Below are 19,916 nucleotides of genomic sequence, written 5' to 3'. Positions count from 1 at the left end.
ATTAAGCATATATAGCCTTCTTCAGCCTGGCATTTTCAGAAATTCCAAACATTGGATTTCTTCTTCCTTTGTCCTCAGCTTTGTTATCTTTGTCAAAGGATAATTTTTTCTTTGCCTTAGCAGAAATGAATAATAAAGAATCAAAAGGACTTAATAAACTTGTGATCATTGGGGATCGCATTCTTATAAAACCCCGCTCTGCCCAGGAGAAAACAGAAACCGGACTTTATTTACCTCCGGGGGTGTTGGAAAAAGAGAAAGTTCGTAGTGGATACGTGATGAAAGTTGGGCCGGGTTATCCGATTCCTGTTCCTACGGAGGATGAAGCATGGAAAGCGATTGAAGATCCTACTAAATATATACCCCTTCAGGCGAAAGAGGGAGATCTTGCGATATTCTTACAGAAAGGAGCCTATGAAGTCGTCTATGAAGGGGAAAAGTATTATATAGTATCCCAAAACTCGATATTAATGCTAGAGCGCGACGAATCCCTCTTTTCCTAAAAATAATTGCGTCTGGCTAAAAAATACGTAGAACATACTAATAAAAATAACATAATTGCAGATTTTTGCTAGGAATTATGGATTTTATTTCTTTATTTGCACAAGTAGTTAGCATTTTGGATAAATGTCCCCGCTACTTTTGTTATTTGATGATAGGGTTTAGCCTCATTGCCTGTGGGGAAAAGAGCCCTGAGACAAAAGCACCCACGGAAAAGGCGGATGTCATCCTTCATACCGATCTCGGGGATATCCATGTGAAACTATTCGACGAAACTCCCAGGCATAAGGCCAATTTTTTAAAACTGGCAAGGAGTGGGTTCTTTGATAGTCTTAGTTTTAATAGAATCATTTATGATTTTATGATCCAGAGTGGTGATCCTCGCTATCGAAATGGAGGTATAGATACTTCCAGGGAAGCAGGCCCCGGTTATGAACTCGATGCTGAATTTAGAGAAGAGTTAGTACACACCCGAGGTATGATAGGCGCTGCGAGGAAATCTGATGAGGAGAATGAAGAGCGAAAGTCGGCAGGGAGTCAGTTTTATATCGTTACAGGAAAAACAGTTAATGCAGCAGTTCTTGATACGATGGAAACTGTGGGAACGGGATTCAGAAGAGGGAATTTTTATACGAAATTCCAGCAAAGCCTTGCTGATAGTAGTTTTTCAGGAAGTTTCCAGGATTTTCTCCAAAAAGAGAATTTCACTGATTTCTCCTATCCCATCAAGCAAAAGCAATTATATATGCAAATGGGAGGAACACCTCATCTGGACTTTACTTATACCCTTTTTGGGAAAGTACTTGAAGGAATGGATATCGTTATGGATATCTCTAAAATGCCTACCAGCACCTACAATGTACCTAAGGATACGATCAGAATATTATCGGCTGAAGTACTTTAGTAATACAGTCATAATATAAAGCACCTGAAAGGATTTTTAATAAATCCTTGCTACCTGGAAACACAAAGATCTGAAAAGACTCAGATCAAAAGAAATTTCAACCAATTTCAACCTAATCAGTTTTCAACCCTTTTAACAGCAAAGCAATGGCGCAAAATGCAATGTCAGATAAGCTGAAATCACTCCAGATGACCGTAGATAAACTGGAAAAAACCTACGGCAAAGGAGTAGTAATGAAACTTAGCGATGACCCAATCGTGGATGTCGCTGCTCTCTCAACAGGTTCTTTGAACCTGGATATCGCTCTCGGTATAGGCGGAATTCCCCGTGGACGTATCGTTGAGATCTACGGACCAGAATCTTCCGGTAAGACGACTTTGGCTATGCACATGATAGCAGAAGCTCAAAAGAATGGAGGATTAGCTGCATTTATAGATGCAGAACATGCCTTTGACCGTACTTATGCGGAAAAACTCGGAATCGATACAGAAAACCTCTATGTTTCTCAGCCGGATTATGGTGAGCAGGCATTAGAGATCACAGAATACCTCATTCGCTCCAGTGCAATTGACATTATCGTCATTGACTCAGTAGCTGCTCTTACTCCCAAGGCAGAGATTGAAGGAGAAATGGGAGAATCCAAAATGGGACTTCAGGCTCGTTTGATGTCTCAAGCCCTTAGAAAACTGACTGCAGCCATCTCCAAAACTAACTGTGTATGTATTTTCATTAACCAGTTGAGGGAGAAAATCGGAGTTATGTTCGGAAATCCCGAAACCACTACCGGTGGTAATGCACTCAAATTCTACTCATCCGTTAGACTGGATATCAGAAGGATCGCTCAGATCAAAGATGGTACAGATAGCATCGGAAACCGTGTGAAGGTAAAAGTTGTCAAGAACAAAGTTTCTCCTCCTTTCCGTATTGCTGAATTTGACATCATGTTTGGTAAAGGAGTTTCGCATGAAGGCGAAGTGCTTGACCTTGCTGTCGAACTCGACATTGTAGGAAAAGCAGGTTCCTGGTTTAGCTACGATGGAAGCAAGCTTGGACAAGGCAGGGATAAGGTAAAAGATATCCTTGGTGATAATCCCGAGCTTATGGAAGAGATCAAGCACAAAGTATTAGTTGCTAAAGGTCTCAGGGAGGAAAGTCCCAAAAAAGCTAAAGCTTCCAAGAAGAAAGAAGCTGAAGCTGAGGCAGGCTCCTGATGAAATTAGTTAGGGTTGAATCTGAACTTATGAGTTGAAAGATCAGCGCTGCAGGAGTAAAAGCAAATTCAGGATACATATACAATCCGAATTTATTTGATATTTAGACATGAGCCCTCTCGTATACTCGAGAGGGCTCATGTTTTTTATAGGTTCCACCTGCCCATTTTGTCGCTAAATAAAAATAATATGTGGTTTTGAAAATTAGAATTCTATAAGAATCACAATCAGGCGAGCAAGTCTAACATCTTGCCCTAAACAGCTTTGAAGCCACTTTCATTATTACAGCTTTTCCAAGGCGGCCATGCGCTAATATTCCTACTATTTATTGAGATCTATGAATAGACCCTTATTTCAGGGGCCCAAGAGATGTCATAGAGGTCGATGCAACCCATTATGCAAGTATCAGCTTGAAGATGCTGGAAAAGGGGACCTTTCTGAAAGTCTCAGAAAGGGAAAAAGAATAGCTGGAAGAAAGATTCCTGATTAAATTGGAAAAAGAAAAAGCGAATAATGACCAGGTCTCCTCCCCTAGCCTTTCCAACCAGGCTTGAGGTAAATATTTGCTCCACTCCCTGCCAGACATTCCTTATCATAGCTATTTGGCCCTCCATCCTGAATGAGACATTTCTTTCGGGGCATACCAATTTGTTGTTCCAAATAGTCAACAATCACCTGTCCTCTGCAAACCCCCAGATACGGTTTTACATTGAGTTCCTTTTCGCAACTAAAGATTTGAATTACGAGGAGATTGTCTTTCACCAATCCGGGTGTAGTATTGATCATCTTGGCTAATAGCCGTAACTCTTCTTTACTTTCATCCAGGAGCTCGAGAGAGTACTTTCTAAACTTCAGAATCTTCTGATCACCAAAGACAATTTTAGCTTCATTGTAGCCAATTTCCTGAGCCTGTAGCTCTATTGGTTGTAGCAAGAATAGAAGAGGGAAAATCAATCCGTAAAGGAAGCTAGGATTTAGGAGTGTCCGGCTTATCATTTGGATCTACTTGAGATTCGGATTCAAGGTCGGAGAATGATCTTCTCATTTTGGTATCAGCATCCAGGTTTTCCAACTTGTAATAGTCCATAACCCCTAGGTTTCCTAATCGAAATGCTTCTGCAATTGCAAGAGGCACCTGCGATTCGGCTTCTATGAGTTTAGCTCTCATTTCCTGAACTCGTGCTTTATAATATTGTTCCTCTGCCACAGCATCTGCGCGCTTCTCTTCCGCTTTGGCTCTTGCAACCTGAAGATCAGCATCAGCTTCTTCTGCCTTCAGTTTCGCACCAATACTGCGACCAATGTCAATATCTGCGATATCAATAGAGAGTACCTGATAAGCCGTACCAGCGGTAAAGCCCTGGTTCATGATGTACTCAGAAATCACGGTTGGGTCTTCGAGGATATCTTCATGAGACTCTGCAGAACCAATGGCTGCAACAATCCCCTGCCCTACCCGAGCAACAACCGTTTCTTCTCCAGCTCCTCCTACCAGTTTATTCAACTGAGCCCTCACGGTAATCCGGCTTTTAACAATCAACTGGATTCCATCTTTTGCCACAGCCTCTACCGCAGGCGAATCTATTACTTTAGGATTTACCGAATCCTTTACAGCTTCCAGCACATCTCGACCAGCAAGGTCAATAGCGGTTGCCTGTTCAAATGTCAGTGGAATACCTGCAAATTTTGCAGATATCAATGCATCAATAACCAGATTAATATTTCCTTTGGCCAGGTAGTGGGCCTCCAGAGCATTGAAGCGAACATCACTTAGATTGGCTTTATTCGCTTTTATAAGTTCATCAACGATTGCCTTCGGTTGTACCCTTCTCAGCCTCATCCCAATCAACTGGGAAATCCCTATCCGTACTCCAGAGAATTGAGCGGTGATCCATAAGCCCACAGGAACGAAATACAGGAGGGCCAATAAAGCTATGCCAGCTATGACAGCTAAGCCCCAGAGGATGTTGGTAGTTGTATTTAATAACAAAATGTCCATTATCCTTAATTTTCAACAAATTACAGATTTTTTTTCTATTAAAGGGAAAGTCCGAAATATAATTACGTTCCCTATATAGGTATTCTCAAGGCACTCCCTAAATGTTTCATTCTGGAGAAATAAAGGATAAAAAAAAATGCCCGATCCAGATTGGGATCAAGCATTCAAGCATAAATCTTAAATTTTTAAAAACTCAAGGGGGAATAGAATCCGCCAAAGAGAACCCTACTTTTTCATAAGATCAAGGGTTTTGTCAAGCACTTTTATTGCAGCATCATACTCTGGTCCTTTAATGCCATGTATCACTTGTTCTGCGACATCATGCGTGGAATTGACCAAATCATTTAGCAATGCCTGTCCTTTGGGGGTAGGTTTAATATAAATTACCCTTCTGTCCTCCTTAGAACTTTTTCTTTTGACCAGTCGATTTTTTTCGAGTTTATCGATGGTGCTAGTCAGTGTACTCAGTTTGATTTTAAAGTAATCTCCGACTTCTTTCATTTTCTTTTGTTCGTGCTCCTCCAGAAAACGAATGATATCGACTTCGAGTTCACCAACTTTGTAGCGGTTAAGAATGTCAAGGCGCTGGTTGTTAAAGGCTAGGACCAGCTCTTTCAGCGTGCGCTCCAATCGGATAGCGCTCGGCTCTGAAAACAATTTACTCACAGTATTCATTAGGATTAAACTTATTCAATTACAGCTTATGTTTTCATACTAAATGTGATTCTTAGGTTGTTTTACTTAGGTTGACTTATCCATTCACAGAATATAACTGTTTGCTGAATTTACTATTATCAAAACAAATATCGTTCAAAAATTCCTAATTACCAAAACAATTGTAAATTTCTATTTATATAATATACCAATTAATGGACTATTATTTTTCTTTTGCATTCCCAAATAGCGTAATATGTCTCACATTAAAAATCTGAGCATAGCCAGATTTCTAATTCATGTTATGAAAATAGATCACAACATAAAAAACCAGTTTATGAAAGCCAGACGCTATTCGGTTTAAATTTGACTAGAAAGCTTGTGTTTCCTTCTAAATAGTTGTCTATCAATGAACTAAATTGTTGAATAATAATTTAATCTAAAATATTCAACGAAATCGTATATACTACATATTTCCGTAATATATTTTATTCAAAAAAGAATAAATTATTCAATTCAACGTCATAAATATACCAAAATTCTTCTAAATATACATTGCCGAAATTTGTATCCCTTAAAACGGATTAATTATTCTGATATTTTTTTATCCTTAAATGTATTATCAACAATATTTCCTTAGCCCAGGATAATACTCCGCTATCAGCGACTTTCAAGCCCTTGTGAGCAGCATTTGAATGCAAAAAGCCTGAATACTTTGAGTATTCAGGCTTTTTAGCTTGTATGATACCTAAAGCTGCATAATTGAACTCCCCTGAATCAGGATTATGCTCAGCTTTTATGAGATAAATTAAAATATAGAGTACATCTATTTGAAAAATGCATACTCGATTTATAAGGCTCAAAATAGGGGATACTTAGGCACTCTTCATGCCTTGCAAACATGCATATAAGGCAAATCAAAAAATTTCTATTTATATTTGTTCTACAAAATAGAATAAATAGAAATGAAACGTTTAGGAGAATTTGAAGAAACAGCTCTTCTGCTAGTAGGAATTCTTGGTCAGGAAGCATATGCATTCAACCTAGTCAAAGAGCTAAAGGAGGAAATGGGAAGAAGCATATCAGTTGGAGCTATGCATTCAACCCTAAATAGATTGGAAAAGAAAGGTTTTTTAAACTCTGAAGTAGGTGGAGCTACTGCAAAAAGGGGCGGAAGGAGAAAAAGAGTTTATACGATTACAGCTTTAGGGCAAGAAGCCTTGATCCTCTCACGGGATTTCAAATTATCTCTGTGGAAACGGTATCCACCTTTGACTATCGATAATTTACAATGGGGTAATTGAATAAGCATGGATCCTAAAACGAAATCAAATCAAGCTGAACCTCCGAAGTATGCGAAAAGATTCCTTCTCTGGTTTCTAAAAGAGGAACTAGTCGAAGAGGTAGAAGGCGATTTGTACGAAATGTTCTGCTATAAGCTAGAAAATTCGACTCGTACAAAGGCTATACTCAATTACTGGTATCAGGTAATTCTCTATCTCAGGCCATTTGCATTGATTAATGTCCAACAGATTTATCCCCTCCACATTGCCATGTACAAAACCTATCTAAAAATCGCGTTTCGGCATTTCGCCAAAAACAAATTCACTTATTTCATCAATACCATGGGGCTTGGCATCTCCCTGGCTTGCTGTATTTGTGCGTATTTATTTCTTGCCTACAATACCGAATTTGACGATTTCCATGATGTCGAAAAGATGGATCGGGTTTTTAAAATCCATAAGCATATTGAGACTAAAACAGCTAACAGACTAGAAAGCATTAATTCCCCCATCCCTTTGGCCTCCGAGGCAGCAGCAGAGCTTTCAGGAATTGAGCAGTATTGCCGATATATTTTTGACGGAGGAAATATAATGACGGAAGAAGGCAATAGCTTTAGAGAGAGAATTAGCTTTGCTGACAGGAGCTTCTTTGATCTATTTGACTTTCCATTGTTGAGTGGAAATCCCAAAAACTTTAAAGATCGAAATAGCATTTTCCTCTCTTATGAACTTGCTCAGAAATTATTTGGAGATGCATCGGCTATGGGCCAAGTCTTGACCATTCATTTCCAAAACAATAAAAAAATCGACTTGACGGTAGGAGGTATTTTAGACAAAATACCGGACAATAGCAGCTTTGTTTTTGAGGCCTTGCTAGCCTTTGAAAATTACCTTGATTTATATGACCTGCAAGCCAATGATTGGTCTATCAAGCAGGAGCCCTCTACTTTTCTAAAATTGGTTTCTAATGACATGGCTCCACAGCTCAGTGAGCAATTGAATAAATATATCGCTGTTCGCAATCAAGCGATGAAAGAGGTAGAGGTTAAAGCTTATCAATTGGAAGCTTTCCATTCAGACTTTAATGACGAAGCGATAGGTAGTGGGTATGTTGTTCTCAGGAATGGACCCTTACCCTTACTCATTCTGGGGATTATGGCCCTGATGATTTTGCTCATCGCGTGTTTCAACCTCACAAATACCTCTATAGCCATGACAGGCAAACGATTTAAGGAAATCGGAGTCCGAAAATCCGTAGGTGCTATGCGACATCAAATTTTGGGGCAGTTTCTGGCTGAAACCTGGCTAACGATGATAATTTCCTTGCTCATCGGCCTGATATTTTCCTATTGGATTGTAGCCGAATTCATCAGCTTAGTGAATCTCAATTATGGATTAGAAGACCTAAATGGACTCAACTTATTCATCAGCTTAATTATCCTCATATTTTTGGCCGCCTTGATAGCCGGAATTTATCCTGCTTTATACAATAGTCGCCTTCATCCCACCGATTTACTTAAAGGCTCTATCAAGCTAAAAGGAACGAATTGGGTGAATAGAATTTTAATTAGTTCTCAGTTTTCTTTAACTGTCATCTTTTTCATTGCAAGCATAATGTTCTTTCAGAATATCCAGTTTCAGGAAAACATAGATTATGGGTATCCCATAGATCAGATCATCACCCTCCCTATTCAGGAGGAAAGACAATTAGAAATCATAGCAAATGATATCATTACATCTACCAAGGTAGAGAGTGTAGGAGCTACTGTTTCTAATATAGGTAGCTCCTGGCAAAGTCATGTGGAAATAGGAAGCCAGCCCTTTGATGTGCGGGTAATGGATGTAGGCGAAAATTTTGTAGAAACTATGGGTTTTGAGCTGATAAAGGGTAGGAGCTTAAAGACAAACAGCATATATGATAAAGAAACGGCATTATTAGTTAATGAAGCTTTTTTGGAGAAAACGGGCATGAAAGATCCTTTTTCTCAACCCCTAAAGTTTCAAGAGACCAACAGACAAATTGTAGGGATTATCAATAACCACTTTGAGAATCCCGACGAGGCAAAAATGGATGAGCCTTATATATTTTACCTTTCAGATCCTGCCGACTATAAGATGATGGTGGTCAGGACACAAGCTAATGACCTGACTGAAGTCCATTCGCAATTGAAAAGAAGCTGGCACAAACATTTCCCCAACATACCTTTTGAAAGCAGGTATCAGCATGACATCATACTTAAGGATCTTAAGTATGGAAATACAGTTTTTGGAAAAATCTTCCTTTTCCTTTCCCTTTTAGGAATCATTTTATCTATATCGGGGATCTTTTCATTAGCCAGCCTTAATGTAGCCAGGAGAATAAAGGAAATTGGTGTTCGAAAAGTATTAGGGGCAAGTATGGGAAACATCCTTGCATTAATCAATCGTGAATTTGCACTCATCTTATGCATTTCAGCCATTTTAGGAGCTCTGGGAGGATCATTTCTGACTGAAACCATGCTCTCAGCAGCATTTAACTATCACATCTCTGTTGGGTTTTCCTCAGTCTTCCTGCCAGCGCTATTCATTTGTTTCCTGGGCCTATTCGTCACCAGCATGACTATCCTTAAAGCAGCATCTATCAATCCTGTGCGAAGTTTGAGGACCGAATAAATCAAGTCGAAGGTAGCATCAGGATTGATCCAGGAAAGAAGAACATCTTTTTAAGGTTCTGGAGGGGGAAATATTGAATTGCTTTCCAGACCTTACAATTGAGAACTCGCAGGATACAACTAGTCGATGAAGCAGTGATTATGTAACACACCTACTGCTCAAGAGATCACAATTCAATGCTTTCTTCATGTTATTGAGAGCGGGACAAAGTGTATTGGTAAGCTTGGAAAGGAAATATAGCCTAAAAGGGATAAATTCACTTACTCAATCTCATACTCCAGGTCTTGCATACTTTTCAGGCAGCTTTCAAAATCAGCGATTTCTTTATCACTCCAATTCTCAGTCATCCGGGACGCGATCAATTTAAGATCTTCCTGATACTGTTGATACAGACGCCTTCCTTTGGCAGTCACTTTTAGCTTGACAATCCGGCGGTCCGTTCTGGAATAGTTTCTTTTTAGAATACCTTTTTGTTCTGATTTATCTATCGCATTGGTTAGGGTAGAAAGTTTCATCCTGAAATATTCAGCGATTTCTTTCATTTTCTCTACCCCAACAAACTCCAGAAATATGATCAGGTCCATTTCAAAGGCATTGATCTTATACTTCTTTTCTATGAAGGATTTGCGGTTTCTAAAAATTTGATGCAATAGGCTTAAACTGCTTTCGAGCGTATAATCGTTCACGGCTTTTAATTTCTAGGATTACCGGCTTCTATCTGTTAGAAACCTCCGGATAACTTGATAGATTCTTCGAGGCGTTTGGTACCTTCTATAAATACACTGAGCTGATCTTCATTCAACACCTTTCTCATTTGGGAGGAGATTTCTTTTAAGTACGTAAAATAGTTATCGCACAATCTTTTCCCTTTTTCAGTCAATTGAAGATATACTACTCTGCGGTCCTGGGTAGAGTTTTGCCTCTTGACATATCTCGCTTGCTCAATTTTATCAACCATGCTGGTCAGTGTACTTAGTTTGATTTGAAATCTGTCTCCCAGATCTCTCATTCTCTGCTCCTTGTTTTTCAACAAATGCAAGATGATATTGAATTCATCGGGTTTAAGTTTATACCTCTTTCGTACAAAGTCCTGTTGATGCCAGTGAACAGTTCTCAGTCTAAGCAAACTTTCCTCAAATGAAGGAGCATTCCATGCTGGTTTATTAACCTGCCTTTCCATAGTCAGGAGTAAATGATTTGGTTCGAAAATTATATAATGTGATATACACAATATTACGATTTACGCTATATATTTTCAAATAGCCCGCAGGGCGGAAGAAATTTACAAGCCCGGCCAAAATCTCACATATTTAATTCTAAAATCGAATATTTCGGCCTGTTTTTCATAAAATGATCTACTACTTCCTACGGAATACAGATATAAATAAAAATACGCACAAAACATTGATTATCAGTATAATAAATATTTATCCAAGATACTACCCCCCCCCTGAATTCGAGCATTCTCACAAGAGGTATATTCCACATGTGTATATTCCTCATTTTGAGATTATACATTGAAGCATACATTCGAAAAACATGGATATCTCCTTTCGATATAGCTCAAAAATGAAGTAAAAAAAATGAAGTATTTTGGAAGGCTGTTTGGATAAAAATGAGGGAAAAATAAAAAGACAAAATCCAGATATTTCGCATAAGAATTTCTTTTCGGAGAATTGAAAAAAAATGGGATTCCAAGTAAAAATATCACCTCAATGACTCAGAAGACCGAATAAGAAAGCCAAAAAGGAGGATAAGCCATCGATTTTCAGATGCTCTACTATAGAAAACGAGTAGCCTATTTTTTGGAACTCTGTTTAAGGCTTTTCTCCGAATTTTCCCTTTTCTTGAAAAAATCATGGAAAACCGGTATTTTCTTTAAAAAATACCCTCAAATGGACCTCCCTTAGTAGCTAATTGATCTACTTTTCGGCTGATTTCAGGATCTTCGATCAAAGGGGGAGCGTGATGAGGCTTTATTCTAGCATCAATGATAAGGTTATTATCACAGCCCCAATGTTTATGGATAAAGGATTGATTGACTCCATAAATATCGTGGGATGGATTGGAGCGGGTAAAACAAACCCAGAGAAAATTGTTGAGTTTGGCTGCTGTAAATTCGCTATCGTCCACAACCACAATCAGCGGAAGGCCCTCTATCTCTCCTACATTAGCTAAATGGGTTTCCAGCTTTTTCATTTCAACGGCTGCTTCTTCATAGCTGCTAAAAGCTCCACTTTTCACAGCTAATATCCCAGGCATAACGATACGGGGATCAGAGAAGGAAGAGGGTAAGCTAAAGTTTTGAGGCAAATTACTTCCAAGTTTCCGTTTCTTTTCACCTGCAGCTGCTATCACCAATTTCGAACCTTGATTTAAGCCCATCCCCGAATAATCCAGAGTATCCATAGTAGTTCGGGTTTGAAAGTGGAGGTCTCTTCGCAGATCGATCCTTTCAAGGATATGTTGCAGAAAAGCGGGGATATCGTGAATGTCCAGATTCGGCTTATCTTCCTTAGCTGCTATTAAAAGATATTTAGCTAAAGAAGCCTGACCAAATCCGAGAACGGCATTTGCGACGGTCAGGATTTCCTGGGGTTCCCGGCTTTTATAAGGCACATATCTTTCATGTCCTATAGCAAGAAGCAAGGGATGCACTCCTGCTGCATCTACCGCATGCATAGCAGAGAGTCCGGGTACAGAAACCGGAACCATGGCTTCAGTTACCTCGTGAATAAGTGCGCCAAAGCTGGTATCTTCTTGTGGAGGCCTGCCTACTACAGTGAATGGCCAAATGGCATCCTTTCTATGATAGACAGCTTCTACTTTCATCAAAGGAAAATCATGTTTAAGGCTATAGTAACCCAAGTGATCTCCAAATGGTCCTTCGCCTTTGGTTTCTGTAGGATCTATACTCCCTACTATACAAAAGTCTGCATCTGAAGACAGAGTATGTCCATTTCTACGGGTATAGCGAAAATTCCGCCCGGCAAACATGCCGGAGAACATCAATTCAGAAAGCCCCTCAGGCAAAGGCATTACCGCGCCAAAGCTGTGTGCTGGTGGCCCCCCAACGAATATACTTACCTTAAGTCTTTCTCCTTTTGCAGCAGCTCGACTATGATGAACCCCTATCCCTCGATGAATCTGATAGTGAAGTCCTAGTTCTTCATTCGGGATAAACTCATTCCCTGAAATCTGTATCCTGTACATCCCCACATTTGACTTCATAACACCAGGAGCATCCGGATCTTCAGTATAAACCTGGGGCAAGGTTATATAAGCCCCTCCATCCATTGGCCAGGAATGCAGTTGAGGCAACTTATCCAATTGAGTTTGCCCATGCAGCACCGGAGCCTTGAACCAGGATTTCAGCGGAAGAGCTTTACTTGCCGCCAGTCCAATAGCCGGTAAGGCCCAGGGATAAGCCAGAAGACTTTTGGGATCTGCTTTTGCTGCAACGATACGTTTCACCTGTTTAATTGTCGATCGAAAAATGAAGTTTGATCGCTCAGCTGTACCAAATAAGTTACAGACTGCAGGGAAAGGACTTCCTTTTACATTTTCGAAAAGTACGGCAGGTCCACGAACTTCATACAGCCTTCGCTGTATTTCTGCCATTTCCAGATAGGGATCGATTTCTTCTTTTATTCGCATCAAGTGACCATTTTTTTCCAGATCATTGACGCAGGATTTAAGACTTTTGTACTTCAAGGTTCACAATTGTATGGTATTCATTAAACTTAACTAATACTTCGCTTTTCTGGTTCGAAAAATTTTCCTTCACCACTCAAACACTAATTTTAGCTAAGCACACAAAAAGCCAGATTTTTATTGATTTTGGGGCAATTTAGGCATGTTTTATGTATGTGAATAATAGGGAAATTAAATTCTTTCAAATATTTGATATATCTAAAATATCTGACAATATTTGTGAAGGGGTATTTGATCACCTTTTTTTTAACCCAAATCCATTCAAACACGATTGATATGACTTGAAGGCATACGTGCCTCCAGGTTTACTTGTTTCCGGTTTAATCATCCGGATCATTTGGCGTTAAAATAGTTCTTACATGACCTTTTATACTCTACCTAGTTTATTTAGAACCAAGCTCCAAATTTCCAGTTCCGTTCCAATAAGGTCCAGCTTCAAGCTAAGCCTTATTTTTCTGGGTCTATTTGGGTTTATGTTTCCAAATGCTTCTTATTCCCAATGCTACAATATCGGTAGCGCAGGATATATTTCCGGGAATCAGACAAAATGCGGAAGCTACAATCCTACCTGGATCTCCAATTCCAATAGTGCCTATGGCGGCTCTGGAGGATATATCATGTACCAATGGCAGTCCAGAACTGCTGGAGGAGCATGGACAGATATAAGTGGAGCCATAAATCGGGGGTACAATCCCGGTACTATTCTCGAAACCACCGAGTATAGAAGGAGGGCGAAAAGATCCACCTGTACAAGCTGGTATTCCAGCAATGTAGTCACGAAAACTGTCAATCCTTTACCTGGCGCCACAGCATCAGGAGGAGGAATCATTACCTGTGTAGTGGATAGCGTACAACTTATGGGAAGCTCCCCAACTGCGGGCGTTACCTATTCATGGACAGGTCCCTGGAACTATTCTTCAAATCAGCAAAATCCCTACACCTACCACGAAGGCACCTTTGTACTTACTGTAACCGATCCTCGTACAGGTTGCCAATCAAGCGATCAGATTGGTGTACTAGAGTTAAAGAAAGATCCTACGGTTGAAGCCCATGGAGGTCATGTATCTTGTGCTTCTGGCCCTGCACATCTTTCAGCAATCGTTACTCCGGCATCTGTCTTATATAACTGGACAGGTCCTAACGGATTTTCTTCTACTTCCCCCGGTCCTTCAGCAACAGATCCAGGCATTTATACCCTGGTTATCACAGACACAACCAATGGATGTACCGCATCAGATACTGCTTTAGTAAGTGGAAGTGGAAACAATATCACAGCAATAGCAAATGGTGGTAGTATTACTTGTAGCAATCCAAATGTTCAGTTGAACGGAATAGCTAGTGGTACTGGCCTTAGATATAACTGGAGCGGACCTAATGGTTTTAGCTCTACTCAGCAGAACCCCACAGTTTCTACAGCCGGTATTTATACCCTGACTGTAACAGATGCAAGTGGATTTTGTAGCGTATCGGATACAGCCCTGGTCTCGGAAGATGTGAGTCCTCCGGGAGCAATGGCAAGTGGAGGCATTTTGAATTGTACTTCTGGAACAGCTCAACTTACCGGCTCTTCTAATACTGCGGGAGTAAGTTATTCCTGGACGGGTCCTAATGGTTTTACCTCTAATCAGCAAAACCCAAGCGTTTCTGCGAATGGCGTTTATACCCTGACCGTAAGCAATCCTCAAAATGGATGTACTTCTTCTGATACCGCTCTGGTAAGCGGAACAGGAGGAAACGTGGATGCAACTGCCATGGGTGGCACAATTAGTTGTAGCAGTCCAAATGTGCAGCTTTCCGGCAGCAGTACTTCCAGCGGAGTAAGCTATAGCTGGACAGGACCTAATGGCTTCACTTCTGCCCAACAGAATCCAAGTGTAAGTGTAGCAGGTATATACACCTTGACTGTCTCTGCGGCAGGAGGAGTTTGTACCGGTGCTGATACTGCCCTGGTAAGCGAAGACACTTCTCTTCCTGTTGCTGTTGCTACAGGCGGGAACCTAAATTGTGGAACAAGCAATTTGCAACTCAGCGGAAGTTCAACGACTGCTGGAGTTAGCTATTCCTGGACAGGTCCTAATGGGTTTACTTCAAATCAACAAAACCCTATCGTCAATCTGGCAGGAACTTATACCCTGACTGTTACCAATCCTCAAAGTGGATGTACCGCAACTGATACAGCCATGGTACAAGGATCGGGAGGAAATGTTGATGCCTTAGCTAGTGGAGGAACGATCACTTGTACAGTGAGCAACGTTCAACTCAGTGGTTCAAGCACCGCAGCTGGCGTAACATATAGTTGGGCTGGACCTGGCGGATTCACTTCCACACAACAAAATCCAAGCGTATCTACCGCAGGGGTTTACACCTTAACAGTAACGGATGCTTCCGGTATCTGTACTGCCTCGGATACAGCTCTGGTTGATGAAGATGCAAATCTCCCCGGTGTAACAGTTACAGGAGGAGACATCACCTGTATTAATAATACGGTTCAATTAGTTGGAAATTCACAGACTACTGGAATTACCTATAGCTGGACTGGACCTAATGGATTTACCTCCAGTATTTCCAATCCAGTAGTGAGTGTTGCCGGTACGTATACGCTCATCGTTACAAATCCAGCCAATGGTTGTAGCTCATCCGCTTCGACTACGGTAAATATGAATACAAGCGTTCCGGGAGCGACAGCAATTGGAAATGTTATCACCTCTTGTATAAATCGCGCCGTTCAAATCATGGGAGATTCTCCTTTTCCAGGTGTTCAGTTTAGCTGGACAGGACCTAATGGATTTACTGCTAGTATCCAAAGTCCCCTGGTTGCAGATTCAGGAACTTATGTATTGACTGTTACAAATCCGGCTAGCGGCTGTACTTCTACCGCAACAGCAATTGTTATAGAAGATACTGCAGAGCCTGGTGCTTTAGCTGTTGGTGGCACAATCAATTGCGATTTCCCAACAGTTACTCTGAACGGTTCTGCAGGAGTATTTGGCGTAAGCTATAGTTGGACAGGACCTAATGGATTCACTTCTACAGATGAAGATCCTCAGGTAAGCCTGCCCGGTAGTTATATCTTATTAGTTACCAATACTATTAGTGGTTGTACTTCTTTGGATACGGCTACTGTTGATGAGAATTTGACTCCTCCCGGTGCGACTGCTATCGGAGGAACCCTAAGCTGTAATAATCCCAGCATCCAGATCAGTGGCAATTCGGGTACTGCAGGTGTCCTGTTTAGATGGACCGGCCCTAATGGCTTTGGTTCTTCACAACAGAACCCAATTGTAAATTCCCCGGGGACTTATAACCTGACAGTTATTGATCCTAACAATGGATGTGAATCTGTTGCAACAGCACAGGTCATTCAGGATGCGGATGTACCGGATGTAAGTGCGACCGGAGGAGCCATCACTTGTGATAATCCTAATGTACAGCTAGGTGGGAATTCTACCACTGCTGGGGTAACATATAGCTGGACAGGGCCTAATGGTTTTAGCTCAACGCAGCAAAATCCAAGCGTAAATGCTGCTGGCTCATATATGCTGACAGTAACTAATCCTACAAATGGTTGTACAGCATCTGCCACGGCAATCGTTTTGGATAGCACGGCTGCTCCCGGCGTTCAGGTTAACGGTGGACAATTGACTTGTGTTCTGACAAACGTCCAAATTGGAGCGAGTTCAGGTACAAATGGAGTTAACTTTAGCTGGACAGGTCCAAATGGTTTTACTTCAACAGATCAAAACCCTGTCGTAAGTGCAGCAGGAGCTTATGTTGTAACGGTTATAAATCCTGCTACAGGATGTAGCTCTTCAGCAACTGCGACCGTAACAGAAGATATTACCGCTCCCAATATTAGTGCAGCTACGGACACAATCAACTGTATCAGTCCTACAGCACAATTGAGCGGAAACTCTACAACGCCTGGCGTAAGCTACAGTTGGAGCGGTCCTAATGGATTTACTTCCACGGATCAAAATCCGACAGTATCTGCCGCAGGAACTTATACCCTTACGGTAACAAATCCTGTAAATGGATGTACTGCCAGTCTGGATGTGATTGTGATCGAAGACCGTGCTCTTCCGGGTGCTCAAGCAACCGGAGCCACCCTGACTTGTACCCAAAATACTGTACAACTTCAGGGGAATTCTTCGACAGCTGGTGTGAGTTACTTCTGGGCAGGGCCAAACGGATTTACCTCCAGGGCACAAAACCCCACAGTAAATACAGCCGGAACTTATATCCTGACGATTGTAAATCCTGTGAATGGATGTATATCAATCGATACTGCCCAGGTAACAGAAGATATTAACCTACCGGATGCTTCTGCAACAGGTGGAACGCTGACCTGTGCGGTACAAAGCGTACAGCTCACAGGATCGTCTTCCACTCCAAATGCAGCATATTCATGGGCAGGTCCAAATGGATTTACTTCAACCGCTCAGAATCCAAACGCTACTCAGGCAGGAACCTATATCCTGACAGTTACCAATCCTGCAACAGGATGTTCAACAGTAGTAACTACCAATGTATTGGAAGACATTGCCATACCAGAAGATGTGGAAGCAAGTGTTGTAAATGTAGTTTGTGCTGATTCAGTACAACTGATTGGCGCGACCACCACAGATAGTGTAAGTTTCTCCTGGACAGGTCCTGCTGGATTTACTTCAAACGCACAAAGCCCATTTGTTTCAGCAAATGGTGTATATACCCTCGTCGTAACGGATACTACCAATGGATGTAGCAGTTCTGATACTGCTCAGGTCAATTTCCAGGCCTGCGCCATCATTGGAGACTATGTGTTTGAAGATGCAAATAGAAATGGCATACAGGATATTGGAGAGAATGGAATCTCCGGAGTAAACGTTGAGTTGCTCGATGCCAGTGGCGCAGTAGTCGCTACAGAAACAACAGATCCCAACGGCCTCTATGAGTTTGCAGCTCGTGGAGGAGATTATAGTATAAGATTTGTTTCTTCCAGCCTTCCGAGCGGTTTTGTAATCTCTCGCCAGGATCAGGGAAGCGATGACAATATTGATTCTGATCCGGATCCAGCTACAGGAGAAACTATCTTGAATACCTTTACTTCTGGAGTATCTGACCTGAGCTGGGATGCAGGCACCTACTTATTTAATTGTAGCGCAAATGCAGGAAACCTGGTATTGAGAGATACCTGCCTTGAGATTTGTATAGTAGGTACCGCAGCAAACATTACTGCAGAGTTGGATGGAACAGAAGTAGTTCCTCCTGGATTCACAGTGGTTTACTTCCTGACTAGCCTGCCTGGCAATGTAGTCATCGATAGTAGTTTAAGTCCGAGCTTCCAGGCTTCTCAAATTGGTGTTTACACCATGCATTCAATGGTGATTGATACGAATCCTTCAAGCCCCGACTATGTCGACTTGAGTTCAATCATATTTGGTACTAGCACTATTTCTGATGTAGATGCCCTGATCGGCTTGAATGTATGTGGAGACCTCAACACAAATGGTGTTCAGGCACAGGTAACTCAGTGTCCAGGTCCACTGGCTTTGGATGACTTCAACAATGTCGTTCAAGACAGCAGTGTAACGGGCAATGTACTGACCAATGATACTGACCCATTTGGAGGAACCCTCGAAGTAGATACAGTTCTGGTTAACGGACCCTCTGATGGAACAGTAACAATAGCTGCCGATGGTTCTTATACCTATATTCCTAATCCAGGATTCATAGGAGAAGATGAGTTTACTTACAGAGTTTGCAACATCAACCTCTGTCCTCCTATCTGTTCTGAAGCTATTGTATTCATTGAAGTACTGGCAGAAGGAAATCTCACAGAGAATGCTGCTCCGATAGCCAATGCTGATGTAATGGCTGTAGAGGAAAATAAGTCAGTCGATCTTTTTGTAGCAAACAATGATTTCGATGTAAACGGCAATCCTCTCAGCAATCCTGAACCAAATCAGGCTCCGCTACATGGCAGCGTAGTTTACAATGATAATGGAAGTGTTACATATACACCCGCCAGAGGATTTATAGGAAGAGATGAATTCTCTTACAAAATCCTCGACAATGGAAATCCTGCCAAATATGATATCGGCAAAGTAATCCTACATGTAAGATCCAGCAATACAGGTCTCAATGGACAACCGATTGCTATGGATGATGCTGTAGTAACCGGTATGACCCAGGAGGTTCGTTGGAGTGTAGCCATAAATGACGTAAATACGAATGGAGGAAATGCTATTTATAATCTCGTTGAACCACCTCTCAGTGGAATGATGAATTCTTTCAATGTGAAGAATGGCCTATTCTCTTATACACCTGCACCTGGATTTACGGGTATGGATAAGTTTGTATATGAAGCCTGTGATCCTCAGGGTTGCTCAAGAGCAACTGTTTATATCACAGTATTCACCAATCCTATTAATCGTCCAGCTGATTTGGTTAGCAGTTTATCCGTTGAACAAAACGGGCCGGATGCAAAACTTATCTGGACAACCAGCCAGGAAGTAAACAGCAAGTATTTCGAAATCGAGCGCTCTGCTGATGGTGGAACTTTCGAGCAAGTAGGCATCAGTGCTTCAGCAGGAAACAGCCTCACTCCAAGAGCTTATCAGTATCTGGATGAGAATGTTACCCTCCTTGAGTACAATACGGTTTACTATCGTATCAAAATGGTGGACATAGATGGAAGTCATGCATATAGTCAGGTAGCTGAGCTGAAAGTAGAAGATACTGATGCGGTTTACCTCAATGCATATCCGAATCCTGTTGCCAATGAATTAAACCTTGACTGGACCTCCGGTTCTCAGGTTGATGAGATTAGAATCCTCAATCACGTAGGACAACTCATCTATGTACACAAACCTGGTTCCGATGAGCGTTCCGGTATGCTGCAGTTAAATGTGGAGAAATGGGGAAGAGGCCTGTACTATGTACACCTCTATAGTGGAGAGGTAATGACTGCTCAGCGACTATTCCTTGAGTAATAATTCTACCCGGTTTTATTATATACA

12 protein-coding genes are annotated in these 19,916 nt (G+C 41.3%); 6 read left to right on the top strand and 6 right to left on the bottom strand.

All coding sequences use genetic code 11. The annotated features are described in order from the left end of the window. Nucleotides 1-125 precede the first annotated feature (125 nt). From R8P61_02560 to recA, 3 genes are all read left to right on the top strand, one after another. Nucleotides 126-503: a co-chaperone GroES family protein gene (locus R8P61_02560; protein ID MDW3645925.1), complete on the top strand. Its 378-nt coding sequence runs from the start codon at nt 126-128 to the stop codon at nt 501-503. A gap of 77 nt (nt 504-580) precedes the next feature. Next, nucleotides 581-1,405 (top strand): peptidylprolyl isomerase, encoded by an 825-nt coding sequence (locus R8P61_02555; GenBank protein MDW3645924.1) that lies wholly within the window; start codon nt 581-583, stop codon nt 1,403-1,405. A 146-nt stretch (nt 1,406-1,551) separates the two neighbouring features. Further along, on the top strand, nt 1,552-2,616 hold the full coding sequence (recA, locus tag R8P61_02550) for a recombinase RecA (protein ID MDW3645923.1): 1,065 nt from the start codon (nt 1,552-1,554) through the stop codon (nt 2,614-2,616). A 531-nt stretch (nt 2,617-3,147) separates the two neighbouring features. On the opposite strand, the gene R8P61_02545 is transcribed toward recA, so the two are convergent. From R8P61_02545 to R8P61_02535, 3 genes are all read right to left on the bottom strand, one after another. Further along, on the bottom strand, nt 3,148-3,549 hold the full coding sequence (locus tag R8P61_02545; protein MDW3645922.1) for a hypothetical protein: 402 nt from the start codon (nt 3,547-3,549) through the stop codon (nt 3,148-3,150). A gap of 34 nt (nt 3,550-3,583) precedes the next feature. After that, the gene (gene floA / locus R8P61_02540) at nt 3,584-4,615 is read right to left on the bottom strand and encodes a flotillin-like protein FloA (GenBank protein MDW3645921.1); all 1,032 of its coding nucleotides are present in this window, start codon (nt 4,613-4,615) and stop codon (nt 3,584-3,586) included. A gap of 225 nt (nt 4,616-4,840) precedes the next feature. Next, nucleotides 4,841-5,290: a MarR family transcriptional regulator gene (locus tag R8P61_02535; protein ID MDW3645920.1), complete on the bottom strand. Its 450-nt coding sequence runs from the start codon at nt 5,288-5,290 to the stop codon at nt 4,841-4,843. Between the two features lie 944 nt (nt 5,291-6,234). On the opposite strand from R8P61_02535, the gene R8P61_02530 reads away from it, so the two are divergent. Next, nucleotides 6,235-6,573, top strand: a complete 339-nt coding sequence (locus tag R8P61_02530; protein ID MDW3645919.1) for a helix-turn-helix transcriptional regulator — start codon at nt 6,235-6,237, stop codon at nt 6,571-6,573. 6 nt (nt 6,574-6,579) lie between these two features. After that, nucleotides 6,580-9,204, top strand: coding sequence for an FtsX-like permease family protein (locus tag R8P61_02525; GenBank protein MDW3645918.1), 2,625 nt, complete (start codon nt 6,580-6,582; stop codon nt 9,202-9,204). A 260-nt stretch (nt 9,205-9,464) separates the two neighbouring features. Here the strand turns inward: R8P61_02525 and R8P61_02520 are convergent, their stop codons facing one another. The 3 genes from R8P61_02520 to R8P61_02510 all read right to left on the bottom strand — a co-directional run bounded on the left by R8P61_02520 (nt 9,465) and on the right by R8P61_02510 (nt 12,918). Then, nucleotides 9,465-9,890 (bottom strand): MarR family winged helix-turn-helix transcriptional regulator, encoded by a 426-nt coding sequence (locus R8P61_02520; protein ID MDW3645917.1) that lies wholly within the window; start codon nt 9,888-9,890, stop codon nt 9,465-9,467. A gap of 35 nt (nt 9,891-9,925) precedes the next feature. Further along, the gene (locus tag R8P61_02515; GenBank protein MDW3645916.1) at nt 9,926-10,384 is read right to left on the bottom strand and encodes a MarR family winged helix-turn-helix transcriptional regulator; all 459 of its coding nucleotides are present in this window, start codon (nt 10,382-10,384) and stop codon (nt 9,926-9,928) included. Nucleotides 10,385-11,082: 698 nt separating this feature from the next. After that, nucleotides 11,083-12,918: a UbiD family decarboxylase gene (locus R8P61_02510; protein MDW3645915.1), complete on the bottom strand. Its 1,836-nt coding sequence runs from the start codon at nt 12,916-12,918 to the stop codon at nt 11,083-11,085. 359 nt (nt 12,919-13,277) lie between these two features. On the opposite strand from R8P61_02510, the gene R8P61_02505 reads away from it, so the two are divergent. After that, a complete protein-coding gene (locus R8P61_02505; protein ID MDW3645914.1) occupies nt 13,278-19,889 on the top strand; it encodes an Ig-like domain-containing protein in 6,612 nt (2,203 codons plus the stop codon). The last annotated feature ends 27 nt before the right edge of the window (nt 19,890-19,916 follow it).

This window comes from Bacteroidia bacterium (assembly GCA_033391075.1).
GTDB lineage: Bacteria > Bacteroidota > Bacteroidia > J057 > J057 > JAWPMV01.
Note: the sequence above shows the minus strand (reverse complement) of the source record. Positions and strands in the feature narration are given on the sequence as shown.